The sequence below is a fragment of the Mycobacterium sp. 20KCMC460 genome, from assembly GCF_022179425.1.
Lineage (GTDB): Bacteria > Actinomycetota > Actinomycetes > Mycobacteriales > Mycobacteriaceae > Mycobacterium > Mycobacterium kiyosense.
In genome coordinates this window covers 6,214,754-6,228,130 of sequence record NZ_AP025524.1, presented here as the reverse complement: position 1 = coordinate 6,228,130, position 13,377 = coordinate 6,214,754, and the positions used below count along the sequence as shown (strand labels likewise).

General features: G+C 67.1%; 17 protein-coding genes. 9 read left to right on the top strand and 8 right to left on the bottom strand.

Going from position 1 to position 13,377, the window contains the following annotated elements; translation table 11 throughout:
• The first annotated feature begins 3 nt into the window (after positions 1-3).
• From MKCMC460_RS28850 to MKCMC460_RS28840, 3 genes are all read left to right on the top strand, one after another.
• Positions 4-567: a type 1 glutamine amidotransferase domain-containing protein gene (locus tag MKCMC460_RS28850; protein ID WP_236978716.1), complete on the top strand. Its 564-nt coding sequence runs from the start codon at positions 4-6 to the stop codon at positions 565-567.
• Between the two features lie 103 nt (positions 568-670).
• A complete protein-coding gene (locus MKCMC460_RS28845) occupies positions 671-1,363 on the top strand; it encodes a HemK2/MTQ2 family protein methyltransferase (RefSeq protein ID WP_236978715.1) in 693 nt (230 codons plus the stop codon).
• Entirely contained in the window at positions 1,360-1,566 is a 207-nt protein-coding gene (locus MKCMC460_RS28840; protein WP_236978714.1) for a CDGSH iron-sulfur domain-containing protein, read from the top strand. The genes MKCMC460_RS28845 and MKCMC460_RS28840 overlap by 4 nt, the downstream gene beginning before the upstream one ends.
• Here MKCMC460_RS28840 and MKCMC460_RS28835 read toward each other — a convergent pair.
• Genes MKCMC460_RS28835 through MKCMC460_RS28810 form a run of 6 tightly spaced genes read right to left on the bottom strand, consistent with a single transcriptional unit; the run spans position 1,559 to position 7,165 of the window.
• On the bottom strand, positions 1,559-2,584 hold the full coding sequence (locus MKCMC460_RS28835; protein ID WP_236978713.1) for an iron-containing redox enzyme family protein: 1,026 nt from the start codon (positions 2,582-2,584) through the stop codon (positions 1,559-1,561). The two genes, MKCMC460_RS28840 and MKCMC460_RS28835, sit on opposite strands and share 8 nt — an antisense overlap.
• Positions 2,581-4,815 carry a SpoIIE family protein phosphatase gene (locus MKCMC460_RS28830; protein WP_236978712.1) on the bottom strand — a complete coding sequence of 745 codons (2,235 nt, stop codon included), beginning with the start codon at positions 4,813-4,815 and terminating at the stop codon, positions 2,581-2,583. Before MKCMC460_RS28830 ends, MKCMC460_RS28835 begins: the two co-directional genes overlap by 4 nt.
• Positions 4,812-5,441, bottom strand: coding sequence for a SpoIIE family protein phosphatase (locus tag MKCMC460_RS28825; protein ID WP_370653207.1), 630 nt, complete (start codon positions 5,439-5,441; stop codon positions 4,812-4,814). The genes MKCMC460_RS28830 and MKCMC460_RS28825 overlap by 4 nt, the downstream gene beginning before the upstream one ends.
• 31 nt (positions 5,442-5,472) lie before the next feature.
• The gene (locus MKCMC460_RS28820; RefSeq protein WP_236978703.1) at positions 5,473-5,883 is read right to left on the bottom strand and encodes an anti-sigma regulatory factor; all 411 of its coding nucleotides are present in this window, start codon (positions 5,881-5,883) and stop codon (positions 5,473-5,475) included.
• Entirely contained in the window at positions 5,873-6,262 is a 390-nt protein-coding gene (locus MKCMC460_RS28815; protein WP_180915757.1) for an STAS domain-containing protein, read from the bottom strand. The genes MKCMC460_RS28820 and MKCMC460_RS28815 overlap by 11 nt, the downstream gene beginning before the upstream one ends.
• An 18-nt stretch (positions 6,263-6,280) precedes the next feature.
• Positions 6,281-7,165 (bottom strand): STAS domain-containing protein, encoded by an 885-nt coding sequence (locus tag MKCMC460_RS28810; protein WP_238305139.1) that lies wholly within the window; start codon positions 7,163-7,165, stop codon positions 6,281-6,283.
• A 168-nt stretch (positions 7,166-7,333) separates the two neighbouring features.
• Here MKCMC460_RS28810 and MKCMC460_RS28805 point away from each other — a divergent pair, with 168 nt between their 5' ends.
• From MKCMC460_RS28805 to MKCMC460_RS28785, 5 genes are all read left to right on the top strand, one after another.
• A complete protein-coding gene (locus tag MKCMC460_RS28805; protein WP_236978702.1) occupies positions 7,334-7,702 on the top strand; it encodes an STAS domain-containing protein in 369 nt (122 codons plus the stop codon).
• Between the two features lie 280 nt (positions 7,703-7,982).
• Complete coding sequence (locus MKCMC460_RS28800) at positions 7,983-8,381, top strand: heme-binding protein (RefSeq protein WP_236978701.1); 399 nt, start codon at positions 7,983-7,985, stop codon at positions 8,379-8,381.
• Positions 8,382-8,447: 66 nt separating this feature from the next.
• A complete protein-coding gene (locus MKCMC460_RS28795; protein ID WP_236978695.1) occupies positions 8,448-8,972 on the top strand; it encodes a DUF6328 family protein in 525 nt (174 codons plus the stop codon).
• 64 nt (positions 8,973-9,036) lie between these two features.
• Entirely contained in the window at positions 9,037-10,092 is a 1,056-nt protein-coding gene (locus MKCMC460_RS28790) for a DNA topoisomerase IB (protein ID WP_236978693.1), read from the top strand.
• A 77-nt stretch (positions 10,093-10,169) separates the two neighbouring features.
• Positions 10,170-10,811, top strand: coding sequence for a PAS and ANTAR domain-containing protein (locus MKCMC460_RS28785; protein ID WP_309297873.1), 642 nt, complete (start codon positions 10,170-10,172; stop codon positions 10,809-10,811).
• Here MKCMC460_RS28785 and MKCMC460_RS28780 read toward each other — a convergent pair whose 3' ends face one another.
• Positions 10,812-11,777 (bottom strand): helix-turn-helix transcriptional regulator, encoded by a 966-nt coding sequence (locus MKCMC460_RS28780; protein WP_236978689.1) that lies wholly within the window; start codon positions 11,775-11,777, stop codon positions 10,812-10,814. It abuts the gene before it with no gap.
• Positions 11,778-11,789: 12 nt separating this feature from the next.
• Complete coding sequence (locus MKCMC460_RS28775; protein ID WP_236978687.1) at positions 11,790-12,893, bottom strand: glycosyltransferase; 1,104 nt, start codon at positions 12,891-12,893, stop codon at positions 11,790-11,792.
• A gap of 220 nt (positions 12,894-13,113) precedes the next feature.
• Here MKCMC460_RS28775 and MKCMC460_RS28770 point away from each other — a divergent pair, with 220 nt between their 5' ends.
• Complete coding sequence (locus tag MKCMC460_RS28770) at positions 13,114-13,371, top strand: Rho termination factor N-terminal domain-containing protein (RefSeq protein ID WP_236978686.1); 258 nt, start codon at positions 13,114-13,116, stop codon at positions 13,369-13,371.
• Positions 13,372-13,377: the final 6 nt, after the last annotated feature.

The window sequence follows — 13,377 nt, the reverse complement described above, 5'->3', positions numbered from 1 at the left end:
ACCATGTCAAATGACCTACACGGCAAGAAGATTGCGATTCTGGCCGCCGACGGCGTGGAGAAGATCGAACTGGAGCGGCCGCGCGAGGAGCTGACCAAGTCCGGCGCGCAGGTCGAGTTGGTGTCGCTGCAGGACGGCGAGATCCAGGCACGTAATCACGACCTGGAGCCGGCCGGAACGGTTCCAGTCGACCGCACGGTCGCGGACGCATCGGTGAGCGACTATGACGGGCTGGTGCTGCCCGGCGGCACCGTCAATCCGGACAAGCTGCGACTCGACGACTCCGCGGTCGCGTTCGTGCGGCAGTTCGTCGAATCCGGCAAGCCGGTGGCGGCGATCTGCCACGGCCCGTGGACGCTGGTCGAAGCCGGTGTGGTCGCGGGCCGTAGTCTCACCTCGTACCCGAGTATCCGCACCGACCTCCGCAACGCCGGCGCCCGAGTCCTCGACGAGGAAGTAGTGGTGGACGGCAACCTGATCACCAGTCGCTCCCCGAAAGATCTGGACGCGTTCTGCTCGGCACTTCTTCGGCAATTGACGCAGGCAGAAGCGACTTCGTCGCAGTAGTGCCGCAGCCGGTGCAGCGTCCCGCGTCCGGTTTAACCCGTTGATAATCGGGCATTAAAACGGCAGGGCCGTGACCGCCACGGCAAAGGCAGAGAGGCTTTCCGTGACGATCACGTACCCTGCGCCGGGAGACTCACTGGTCGCCGAACCGGTGTACCAGCCGCAGCACGATTCCCACCTACTCGTCGACACGATGCGCCGCACCGGCGTGATCGCGGGGCGCCACGTCATCGACCTGTGCACCGGCACCGGGTTCGTCGCGATCGCCGCCGCCGAGATGGGTTGCGCGAGTGTGACCGCACTGGACATCTGCCCGCACGCCGTGCGTCACTCGCGCGGCAACGCCGCACAGGCCGGAGTGGAAGTCGATGTGCGGCACGGCTCTTGGGCACTCGCCATCGAGCAGGGTCCGTTCGACGTGGTGGTCTCCAATCCGCCTTATGTGCCCACTCCGCCGGTGGACGACTCGGACCTGATTCCGGCGTCGGCGGGACCCTCATGGGCGTGGAACGCCGGGCCCGACGGCCGAAGCATCTTGGACCCGCTGTGTGCGGCCGCGCCGAAACTGTTGCGGCGGGGCGGATCCGCACTCCTGGTGCACTCCGCGCTGGCCGGAGTGCAGCGGACGCTGGATGCGCTGCGCGCCGCCGGTATGCAAGCCGATGTGGTGGCCCGGCGGCTGATTCCGTTCGGTCCGGTCCTGACGGCGCGGGCCGCCTGGCTGGAGGAGACCGGTCAGATCGAATCCGGTTGCCGCACCGAAGAACTCGTGGTGATCAGGGCCGACAAGCCGTGAGTACCACCCGGGTACAGGTGGTGCCGAACGGGCCGGTGCTGGTTTCCGGCCCGGTGCGTATCGAGATGCCCGACGGCGGTGTCGTCGAATCCGACCGGTTCATGGTGGCGATCTGCACCTGCCGGCGCAGCCAGGACTACCCGTTGTGCGACACCAGCCACCGCAGATGCCGCAGCGCCAAGGTCAAAGAAATGCTCAGCTGAGCGGACGCCGCAGCGAACTTTCGCCGCGCGCCCACGCGGCCATCAGCACGTCGGCCAACCGATCCTCCACCAGGGCGTGCGCCCGAATGCCGAACACGATGTCGCCGTCCAACTGCGGTTCGCGCGTCACCAGATCGCCCACCACGTCTCGGCGTACCACGTGTTCGTGTACCGCGTCGGCCTCCACGTGCTCGCGGTAGAACTCGACGCACGCCTCGGGGGCCTGCATCCGCTGCAGCGCCTGCACCATCCGCCGTGAGCCCGGCGGTGAGGTGATCTCGGTGGAAGCGAAATGCCCAACGGCCGCGCCGCGCAGCTTTCTGTGCAGGCCGAACAGTGACATCAAGTTCACCGCCGCCAGCGTTTCGGCGGGCACCACGTCCAGGTAGCGCAGATACGTCGAATCCAGGTCGGCGGCATCCATCAGGTCCGCGAACAGCTGCTGGTGCATCCGCCTGCCCTGCCCGGCCCCGTACTCGTCGAACTCGACGGCCACGAAAGCCGCCTTGGCGGTACCGGTCAGCCGGGGGATGGCAAATGCGTGCGGATCCGCCTCTTTCAGGTGATACAGCGAGCGGTGCACGAAGTACTCGCGCATCTGCTCCCAGGTGCCGTGGTCACGGAGGAAGTAGGAGGGTCCGCTGCCGTCTTTCGGTTCCACGGCGATCGCGTCCATCTCGGCCGCCGCGGTGTGCCCGGGTTCGATCGGACCCACGTCGCGGCGCACGCCGGCCAGGAATGCCCGCTCCAGCTCGGCACGAAATGCCAGCAAGGTGGGGTTCCACTCCCAGTCCGGATCAACCGAGGCGAAGCCCCGGTAGTGCAGCTCGTAGCACATATATAAGGCCAGCTGCAGGTCCAGGCCGTAGGGGTCGGCGTCGCGCACCGCGGCGCTGATCCGGCCGGACTGCTCGCGGGCGGCCGGTGCGGTCAGAGTGCGGCGCACCGTCGTCGACAACGGACCGTGCGCCGCCGGCAGGGCGGGTTCGACGGCGATCGACGTGGGATTCACACTCATGCTTTACCCGTCTGCGGGCCGGGCAAACGGAAGACGATGTCCACGGTGGTGCCGTCCGGTCCCTGCACTACATCCATCGACTCGCTCATGGCCCGCATCAGCACCAGGCCCCGGCCGCTGTTGCCCGGGTCGGCGGCCGGCGTCTTCCAGGAGCCGAAGTCGGTGATACGGGCGTGGATCGCACCGTCGGTGGCCTCCATCTCGAGCAGCATCTTCCCGGCGTCCTGGCCGGCGTAGGCGTGCTCGACACAGTTGGTGGCCGCCTCGCAGACCACCAGCACGATGTCGGAGGCCTGCTCCTCGGAGACGTTCGTCGTTTCCAGCCAGGGCGTCAGCTGACGCCGTATCGCGGCCAATCGGTCAGCCGTCGCCTCGGTTTCGATGCGCAGCGGCGGCAGCTGGTGGCGATACACCACCATCGCGACGTCGTCGTCGTAGCCGGCTTCCGGCGCCAGCTGTTCGAGCACGGCGTCGGCGACGGCGTCGATCGGCAGGTGCGCCGAATCCGTCAGGACGTCCGCGACCCGGGCCAGACCCTCGTCGATCGACTCGTGTCGCCGCTCGACCAAACCGTCGGTGAACAGCATCAGCGTCGAACCGGGCCCCAGAACTTCGGCGGCCTGCGGTCGAGTTTCGTTGCGGCGCACCGCAAGTGGAACCGAACGGGCGTCGGTCAGCATGGTGGTCACCGTTTGGGGCCCCGGTTGTGTTCGGACCAGTACTGCCGGCATGTGGCCGGCGTTGCTGTATTCCAGCACCCCGGATTCGACGTCCAGAATCGCCAGGAACACCGTCGTGCAGTAGGCGTCCGGGATGGTGGATGCCGCCGCGTCGAGTTGCTCGAGCAGGACGGCCGGTCGGGCGCCGGTGAGCAGCAGCGCCCGCGACGAGCTGCGCAGCTGCCCCATGATCGCGGCGGCCGGCAAACCGCGCCCTACGCAGTCCCCGACGACGATGCCGATACGACGCTCATCGATGGGCTGCACGTCGTACCAGTCGCCGCTGATCTCCAATGGCAGCACCGCGGGTTCGTAGCGAACGGCGAAGCCCGGCGGCGGCTTCATCGGCGGTTGCATCGCCCGCTGCAACGTCAGTGACGTTTCGCGGGCGATCTCGAACTGGCGGACATGCCCGATGGCGAGACTGAGGTGACCGATCAGGACCGTGACCAGCAGCCGATCCTCGGCACTGACCCAGCGCGGCGTGCCCAGCTCCAGCCACAGCGCCACGTCCCCGGTGCCCGAGAGCATGGCGACCATGCCGCGGGTCTTGCCGGGCATGTCCGGCCACTCGACGGTCTTCGCGGTCAGCGGCAACTGGTGGCGGGCGTCCATGAACGTCTGCCGCAGCGTGGGATCCATGGTGCGCCAACCTGATTCGGGCGGATCACCGGCGACCTGGACGGTTGGCTCGCCTTCGCCGGCCGGCCACATCACCGCGACCACCCGCTGCACGTCCACCGCGGCCCGGCACTCGTCGAGGGTGATCGCGAGCACCTCGGCCACACTCTTGGCCACCGCTACCGAGGTGGCCAGGCGCAGCACCGCGCTCTCCCGTGCAGCGAACGCGCGTTCGGCGGTGACATCGCGGACGGTGCCCACGTAGACATCGCCCTCGTCGCCGGGGCCGCGGACGGCGTTGATGCTGACCGCCGCCCAGGCCAGGCGCCCGTCGCGGTGCCGGACCGGGATCTCGTACTCGGCGCTGCCCTCGGTACGCAGCCGCTGTTGCTCCTGATAGGTGCGCTCCGTGTCGACCAGCCAGGCTTGCGGCCACGGATAGGGCAGACCCGCTGCGCCGTACCCGAGGATCTCGGCGAAGGCGTTGTTGATCTCGATCACCGCGCCGTTGCGGTCGGCGACGAAGAAGCCCTCCTGCAGCGAGTTGACCAGTGCGGTGCGGAACTTGTCGCGGTCGGCCAGGTCTTCGGCACGAGCGCGCTCCTGCGCGAAACGCTTTGCGCCATCCAAGAATCCGCGGGTCGCGACATCGAGCGGGGCCAACGTCTGCAGCAGGAACTCGACGGCGGCGGCCCGGTCGGCGGGGCCGGTCTTGGACAGCTCGTTGAGCAGCCGGAATGTGCTCTCCACGATGCCGAGCATGCTGATCTGTTCCTGCAGCGCCCGGCGCCCCAGTTCGTGCCCGGCGGCCAGCAAATTCTCGTCGCGGGTGTCGAGGTAGCTGCGCAGAGTGTCCCGGTACTGGGTGTGGAAATCCGCCGCCGCGCTCATGTCGTGATCCCCCGGTGGCGGGCGGCCAGCACCATGGCGTCGTCGGTTTCCTTGGCGTGCTTGGTGAGTATCTGTTCGACGATGTCTTTGGCCGACGCGGCGAAATCCAGGTGCTCCAGGTGATCGTCGGCGATACCGTCGCTGGTGATCACCAGCAGGTCCCCGGTCCGAATCGAAACCACTTGTGCGGGGCGGGTTTCCGGTATCCGATAGCCGACGATGCCGCCGACCAGGCGCGCGCTGGCGCGGCTCTGGACACCGCTGACGGTTTTGGCGACCAGATGGGCGCTGACGTTGCCGACGCCGGTCCAGCTCATCTGGCCGGTCTGAAAGTCGATCCGTGCCAGCGTCATGGCGACCCCGCGGGTGCCGCCCAACACGCGGTGGCACAGCTCGATCAGCACCTCGAGTCGCTCGCCGCGGGCTCCGGCCAGAGCCTCGGCGGCGGTTTCGGCGGCGCGGGCGGCGTCCGGGCCGTGGCCGAGGCCGTCCATGACGCCGAACAGAGCCGCGACCGGGCTCGGGTTCGGGGGGCTGTCGGTGTCGCCGTCGATGGCCGCCGCGATCGCCTGATCGCCGCAGTACTGCTCCCCGGGACGCGAGCGACTCGCGATCGCCCACTCGATGGGCCCGAAGCGGCCCGCGGATCGGACTGGGTCACCCACGGGCCGGAACCCATTTCCACATTTCGACGACCGTGCCGCGGCCCAGCGCGGACTCCACGATCAACCGGTCCATCAGCCGGCGGGCCCCGGGCAGGCCCATGCCCAGACCACGGCCGGTGGTGTAGCCGTCTTCCATGGCGCGGTCGATGTCGGCGATGCCGGGGCCGTCGTCTTCGGCCCGCACCACCAGCGCCTTGCGGCCCTCCCGCTCGGCCACCGCCACCCGAACCTGGCCGCGACCGGCATAGCTGGTGATGTTGCGGGCTATTTCGGAGATCGCGGTCGCGATCATGGTGACGTCGGTAAGCGAGAAACCCAGATCGAGCGCCAGTTGGTGCCCGGCTTTGCGGGCGGCGACGATGTCGTCGGAGGTGTTGATGGCGACCACTGTCTCACCCGCCACCGTCGCGCCCGATCGTCGATCTGTTCAGTCCCAGACGTTTGTGCAGCAGCGCGATGCCTTCTTCGAGGTCGAGCGCGGTGCTCATGTCGTCGAAGGCCAGCCCGAGCTGCACCATGGCAAAGGCCACCTCCGGCTGCAGACCGACGATCACGGTGGTGGCCCCGCGCAGCCGGGTCATGTGCGCGATGGTGCGCAGCGACCGCGCCGCAAAGGAATCCATCACGTCGATCGCGGTGACGTCGACGACAATGCCCTGCGCGCGGAACCGGCTGACCCGTTCCATCAGGTCTTCGCGCAGCCGCTCGGTGTCGGAGTCGGTCAGCGCGGCCTGCACCGTGGCGATCAGGATCGCGCCCTGTTTCAAGATCGGTACTGGCATGGGCTGTTTTCGGGGCCGTTACTCGCCGGTGCGGGTGACTTCGTAACCCAGCAGGCGTTCGGCTTCCTCGATACCGCCCTGCAAGTCGCCGACGGCGTTCATCTTGGACAGGTCGAGACCGATCGTCACCAAGGTCAGGGCGATTTCCGAGGACAGTCCGGTGATGATGACACTGGCACCCATCAGCCCGGACGCGTCGACCGTCTGTACCAGGTGGTTGGCCACCGTCGAGTCGATGGTGGGCACACCGGTGATGTCGATGACCACCACCTTGGCGCGGTTGGCGCGGATGGCGCGCAGCAGCTGCTCGGTGACCTGCCGGGCGCGCTGGCTGTCCAGCACACCGATGATCGGCAGGATGAGCAGCTGTTCGCGGACCTGAAGCACGGGCGTGGACAGCTCGCGGATCGCTTCCTGCTGCTGGCGGATGATGCGCTCGCGTTCCTGGACGAAGCTGACGCCCACGGTGTTGGCGATCCGGTTGGCAGCCGGCTCGTAGGCGTCCAGGACGCGGTTGAGCATGTCGAACTCGGCCTGGTATTTCTCGAACAACGAGCGCGCCAGCACGTCGCGCAGCAACAGCACGATGCCCAGCACCTCGTCGGTTTCCACGCCGCGGGGAATGATGCGCTCAGAGAGATCGCGCGCATAGTCCTGCAGGGCTTCGACGCTGCCAGTCTCGAGCACCTCGACATAGTTGTCGTAGACGGCGGTGGCCTCGGAGAAGATCTCCTCCGGGGTCATCGCGGTGAGCAGTTCGGCCTCGGTGATCCGGCGGGCCCACTCCTCGCGCAGGGCGGTCCGGTTTCGACGCAGATGCTGGACCAGCTGGGGCAGCAAACCCTCGCTGGAGACGCCGGCCGTGGTACTGGCGGTGCTGAGATCTGTCGGCGAATCGGACATCCGTCCCTCCAAGCCCTCTGGCGCGTGCGAAAAGCTCTACCCAGTGGTCGCGCTATGGCGAGACTAGCTTGGGGTGTGACCTCGGGCGTGTTGAGGTCTTCTTCTTCTCGCGGTAAGCGCCGCACGTTAGGCTGGCAGCACACCGAAGACCCGGACAAAGGATCGCCATTGTCAGCTCCTGATTCGATCACCGCCACGGTCTCCGACCATGACGGGGTAGTGGTGCTCAGCATCGGCGGCGAAATCGACCTGGTCACCGCGCCGGCCCTGGAAGAGGCAATCGGCGGCGTGATTGCCGACAATCCGGGTGCGCTGATCATCGACCTGTCCGGGGTTGACTTCCTGGGCTCGGTAGGGCTGAAAATTCTGGCGTCCACCTACGAGAAACTCGGGGACGGCGCCGAGTTCGGCGTGGTGGCACGCGGCCCGGCGACCCGACGTCCGATTCACCTAACCGGCCTGGACAAGACCTTTCCGCTGTATCCGACGCTGGAGGACGGGTTGACCGGCGTGCGTGAAGGCAAGCTCAACCGGTGAGGCCGACGTCACGGTTGGGTCACGAATAAAGGTCACAGACCGTTAAGAATTCTTCGCGGTCTTTAAGGATTCTCAATTCTCCGGCGTAAATTTGCCAGTTTGCTTAGCGTTTTCCGCCACTTAGGTTGCGTTGCGTCACATAAGCGTCAGCGGCAGTTTCAAACGCACGTTCGTCGTCGGCGAACAGAGCGGCCGCATCGGTTCCCGCGTGGTTACTTTGGATTCAGGGGACTCGGGCGCTCCACGAAATCGGTTCACTCATTCGGAGGAACAAATCATCATGAAAATCAGCAGTATTGTCGCGCGTCGGCGAATTGCCGGCATCAGCGCCGGCTGCCTGCTCGGGGGAATCGCGGTCGGGATCGCCGGTGCGCCGTCGGCTGCGGCGGCACCCGACTGCAGCCCCGAAGGTGTCAACGCGACGGTGTCGTCGGTGCAGGGCGCGGCGCAGCAGTACCTGGCCGGTCACCCGGGCGCCAACCAGGTGGTCATGGCCGCCTACGGCCAGCCCCGCGGCGACGCGGCCGCCAACATTCGGGCCTACTTCACCGCGCACCCGAACGAATACCACGATCTGCGTGGGATTCTGGCGCCGATCGGCGACACCGAACAGCAATGCAACGTGTCGGCGCTGCCGCCGCACCTGGAATCGGCTTACCACGAGTTCATGGCCGGCTGATCTCCCGCAACAACCCGCGAACGACCCGCCACAGCGCAGTGGCGGGTCGTTCGGCATTATCAGGCCATGGATGTCGATCATCCCGAGGAAGACCAGGGCTGGGACCACCGGGAGCGCGGCGAGACCGAAGTCGAACGGCTGGACCGAAATTGGAACAGCCTGCTGCAAGAGTTGCGGGTGGTGCAGACCGGCGTGCAGTTGCTCACCGGGTTCCTGCTGACTCTGCCGTTCCAGGCCCGGTTCGACGTGCTGGGCGACGACATGCGAGCGGTTTACCTGGTCACCGTCGGTTGTTCGGTGGCCGCGACGGTGTTCCTGATCGCACCAGTGGGCTTGCACCGGTTGCTGTTTCGGCGACATCGGATCTCGGTGCTGGTGTCGGCGGCGCACCGGTGCGCCTACGGCGGGCTGGTGCTGCTGGGCTTGGCGCTGACCGGGGTGACCGTCATCATCTTCGATTCGGTAGCCGGCACCGCCGCGGGTCTGGTCGCCGGGGCGTGTGCGCTGGCACTGTTCGGGTTCTCCTGGCTGGTGGTGCCGCTGTTGTTGCGCACCCGCGACCTGCCAGAGTCCGGACGCCGGCAGGTGTAGCCGTCGGCCGCGCGGGTAACTCAGCTTGCAGCCGACTCGAGTCGGGAACGCGCGGAGGACCAAGATGCGGCTACGCCGCAGCGTGCTGGACAAGCCGGGGATTACGCGCAAGCGCCGCGGCAAGGGCTTCGCCTACTACGGCCCCGACGGTGACCTGCTCACCGATCCGGACGCGGTACAACGCATCAAAGACCTCGTCATTCCGCCCGCCTGGCGCAAAGTGTGGATATCGCCGTTTCCCAATGGGCACATCCAGGCCGTCGGCACCGACGCGGCCGGTCGGCGCCAGTACCTCTACCACCAGAGCTGGCAGCAGGAACGGGCCGAGGAGAAGTTCGACCGGGTGCTCGAGCTGTCCACGGAGTTGCCGGCGTGGCGCGAGCGGATCGCGCGTGACCTCAAGGGCCGCGGCATGTCCCGGGAACGCGTCCTGGCGCTCGGCCTGCATCTGCTGGATCTCGGCTACTTCCGGGCCGGCGGCGAACGATACGTCGAGGAGAACGAGTCGTACGGCCTGGCCACCCTGCTGCGTGAGCACGTGAGCGTGCGCCGCGACGCGGTCGCCTTCGACTACCCCGCCAAGAGCGGAGTCCAGCGCACCTATGAGATCAAGGATGCCGAGGTGGTCCGCGCGGTGCGGGCACTGCTACGCAGAACTGGCGGCACCGACCGATTGTTGGTGTGGCGCAACGGTTCCGACTGGGTGGAAGTCCGGGCCGACGACCTCAACACGCGGTTCAAGGAACTCCTCGGCGACGGCTACAGCGTCAAGGACCTGCGCACCTGGCACGGCACCGTGTTGGCCGCGGCCGCCTTCGTCGATGCGGACCCGGCCGTCTCGCAGCGGGTGGCCAAGCGAGTCGAGGCCGCCGTCATGCGCGAGGTATCCGCGGAGCTCGGCAACACACCCGCGGTGGCGCGAAGCTCGTATGTGGATCCCCGAGTGGTCAGTGCGTACCGGCAGGGCGTCACGATCGCTGCGGCGGCGCAGCGCGCCCGCCGGGCCCGTCGTCCGGCGGCGGCGCAACAGGTGCTGGAGAAAGCCACCCGCGCGATGATTCAGCGAATCGCGAAGGATGACAAGGTATCCCGCCCGTCCGCTCTGGCAAAGACGGCCTGACTTCCACCGGCTGGTCGGGGGACTCGGTTCTCTGCATTCACACCGCAGCACCAGCAGGTCCGAATACTATTGAGCTGGTGTGCGCAGATTCGCGGCGAAAGAGGGGCCGGCGGTGGCCGCCGGTGGGGCGCTTCCGGTACCTGACGCGTGAAGACCGGTGGGAATGGTCCGAAGAAGTTGCCCGCATGCACGGTTACGAACCGCGCAGCGTGACGCCCACCACCCAACTACTGCTCAAACATAAGCACCCGGATGACAAACCGAGCGTCGCCGAACTGATCGAGCAGGTACGCCGGCACGGCACCGCATTCAGCAGCCGGCACCGCATCGTCGACACCCGCGGCGAAACGCACGTCGTGGTGGTGGTCGGGGACCGGTTCCCGGGGCCGGATGGACGGCTGCTCGGAATCGGCGGTTACTACATCGACATCACCGAGCAGTACGACGCTGACCTGCAAAAGCACCTCAGCGAGGCGCTGCTGGCCGTGGATTCCCGACGCGCGGTGATCAACCAGGCGATGGGCATCCTGATGCTGAGGTACGGCATCGACTCCGATGCGGCATTCGAACGGTTGGTGAAGATGTCGCAGGAATCAAACGTCAAGTTGCGCAACATCGCCGAACTCGTGGTCGCCGAGATCGCCGGGAACGGCGACCACGACGAAGACGCGGCGTTCCGATTAGATCGGTTGGTGCGCACCCCGCGCGAGGTGCGCTGACTAGCCCTGCTGATGCAGGGTGGCCTGCGGACTCTGGCCGTAGCTGCGGCGATACAGCGCGGCGAATCGGCCGGTGTGGCTGAAACCCCAGCGTTGGGCTATCTCACCCACCGTCGCCGTCGATCGATCACCGGCCCGCAGCTCCTGATGGGCGTGGTGCAGGCGCACGCGGCGCAGATACTCCGTAGGCGTGGTGGCCAGGTGGCGCCGGAACAGGTACTGCACCGCGCGCGGCGTCATTCGCAGCGAGTCGGCGACGTCGTTGACGCCGATGCCGTCCGCGCAGTGGCGGTGAATGAACGAGATCGCCCCTTTCAACGCCGGCGGCAGGTCCGGCTCGCTCAGCAAATCCTGCCCGGTGCCGGCGTTGTTGGGGAAGCAGTCCAGTAGGGCGGCGCTCAGCAGGTGCGCGGCCGCCCCGACCAGCAACGGCTGACGCGCGCTATCCACGTCGCCGAAGCTGGTGACGACGTAGTCCAGCGCCCTGGTCCAGCTGTTCGCGGCGGCGGCCGATCGCGGTTTATAGTCCAGGAACCGAACATGTTGGGGCGGAATGCTTTTCCCCTCCGACGCGACCCTGCTCAGCTCTCTCATACCCAGGCCCACGACCCGAAACCGCGCGTCCTCGACATCGATCGCGCACGGCAGAGCGTCGGCGGCGATGACCACAGTCTCCAGCCCACGCTTCGGTTCAGCCGTCACCGCCATGGAACCTGACAGCGGATGGATTGCCAGCACCGTGTCGAAAGCCTCGATTTCGCAGCTCAGCCGGCCGTCGATCAGCACTTCGTTCAGCGTCACCGAATCCGTCGCGAAGCGCCGGTGGGTCAGCTGCGCACCGTCGGACACGGCGCCGACCCGCCAGCTAGGCGGGTAGGCGTCCGCGAAGAATCGTCGCATCGCGGCGGTGTCAGCGGTGCGGAACTCCTCGTAGCGGATCGCATCGCCGGCGGTCGTAATCGACACGGGCGACGCGGCCTAAGCTATCGCGCTGGACTTCGTGCGGTCGGCGGTCGCCCGCTGGTAGACGCCGAGCGCGTCGAGGGCGATTCGATCCCAGGTGAAGCGTGATATCGCCCGAGCCCGGCCGGCCGCGCCCATGCTTTGACGCTGAAATCGCTGACCGTGCAGCGATTTCAGGGCCGCGGTCAGTTCGTACGGCTTGGCCGGGGAGACCAGCAGGCCGGTGACACCATTGATGACGGTGTCGGTGAGTGCGCCGACAGCGGTCGCCACCACCACCACGCCACTGGCCATCGCCCGCAGCGCGGTTGTCGCCTGCGGAGCGTGCCGTGCTGCGCACACCACCACATCGGCAGAGCGCACCAGCGCCGGAAGTTCCTCGGCGGCAACCGAACCCGCGAACCGAACGCGATCCTGCACTCCCAACCCGGTGGCCAGACGGTTGAGCGCGGTGCGTTCCCGGTCATGGCGAGGGTCGCCGGCGTCGGTCTCGGCCAGGACGAGTTCCACGCCGGGCAGGATCGGCAGAATCCGAATCACTTTGTCGAAGCCGTGCTGCGGCAGAGCATTCGGCTCCACCTGCAGAATGCGGACCGGCCCGTCGGCGGCCGACGGATCGGCGGGAGCGAACCGATCCACATCGACTCCGCTGGACAGCACCGAGAGCTGGGCGCGGCTGCGGCGCAGTCGCGCCAGCGCGTCGACCTCGGCGCTGCTGCCACCGGTCACCCAGTTCGCGTTGCGGACGAGCAGCGGCTCCAGGCGCACCCGTTCACCCGGGATGCTCGACTCGGCCAGACCGTGGAAGCTCTGCACCAGGGGCAGTTCGTGTCGGCGAGCGGCCAGTTGAGCCGCCAAGCCACCCAGCCATCCGAAGGCGTGTACGACGTCGGGCGGATTCGCCGCCCACGCGCGGTCGAGTTGGTCGGCCCACGCGCCGAGGTGGGGAAGCACCAGAGTCGGCGCCGACGGCTCGGCTGGAACTTCGGCGTGCGGCCGGTATGCGTTGATCGTGTGGTGCTGCGCCGCGAGCGCGGCGCCGAATTCGGCCAGCTCAGAGCCGCCGAACCCGCCACCAACGGCGGTTTCGTCATCGCCGCAGACGATCGCGATCTGCATCTGGTCACCATTACGTGCGGAATGTTGAGGCAAAGTTTTCAAGTTCTGCGGGTACCCGGCCTGATATCGCCGATAATCGGCGCTGGCCAAACGGTTCGTTAATTGGCTAGTCCGTCGCGTGGTGTCCTGTCGGCGCAAGGCGGTTTGCCGCGGTTTGACCGGCCCCGGACGGGGCATCCTGCCTGCGGTATCAAAAAAAGTGCGCAGGAGGTTACTTCTCATGCCGAACTCGTCGATCAAGAACGAAAAGCTCTACGAAGACTTACGCAAGAAGGGCGACTCGAAGGAGAAGGCCGCGAGGATCTCCAACGCGGCCGCCGGACAGGGGAAGTCGAAAGTTGCCCGCAAAGGCGGCAAGGCCGGCTCTTACGACGACTGGACCGTGCCGGAGCTGAAGAAGCGGGCCAAAGAGCTTGGCGTAACCGGCTACTCAAGTCTGACCAAGGACAAGCTGGTCGCGAAACTACGCAACCACTGAGCCTTG

Bases quoted from the DNA above. Each gene is read 5' to 3' on its own strand.
- MKCMC460_RS28850 (WP_236978716.1), top strand. From the start codon at position 4: ATGTCAAATGACCTACACGGCAAGAAGATTGCGATTCTGGCCGCCGAC.
- MKCMC460_RS28835 (WP_236978713.1), bottom strand. From the start codon at position 2,584: ATGAGTGTGAATCCCACGTCGATCGCCGTCGAACCCGCCCTGCCGGCG.
- MKCMC460_RS28830 (WP_236978712.1), bottom strand. From the start codon at position 4,815: ATGAGCGCGGCGGCGGATTTCCACACCCAGTACCGGGACACTCTGCGC.
- MKCMC460_RS28815 (WP_180915757.1), bottom strand. From the start codon at position 6,262: ATGCCAGTACCGATCTTGAAACAGGGCGCGATCCTGATCGCCACGGTG.
- MKCMC460_RS28810 (WP_238305139.1), bottom strand. From the start codon at position 7,165: ATGTCCGATTCGCCGACAGATCTCAGCACCGCCAGTACCACGGCCGGC.
- MKCMC460_RS28800 (WP_236978701.1), top strand. From the start codon at position 7,983: ATGAAAATCAGCAGTATTGTCGCGCGTCGGCGAATTGCCGGCATCAGC.
- MKCMC460_RS28795 (WP_236978695.1), top strand. From the start codon at position 8,448: ATGGATGTCGATCATCCCGAGGAAGACCAGGGCTGGGACCACCGGGAG.
- MKCMC460_RS28790 (WP_236978693.1), top strand. From the start codon at position 9,037: ATGCGGCTACGCCGCAGCGTGCTGGACAAGCCGGGGATTACGCGCAAG.
- MKCMC460_RS28775 (WP_236978687.1), bottom strand. From the start codon at position 12,893: ATGCAGATCGCGATCGTCTGCGGCGATGACGAAACCGCCGTTGGTGGC.
- MKCMC460_RS28770 (WP_236978686.1), top strand. From the start codon at position 13,114: ATGCCGAACTCGTCGATCAAGAACGAAAAGCTCTACGAAGACTTACGC.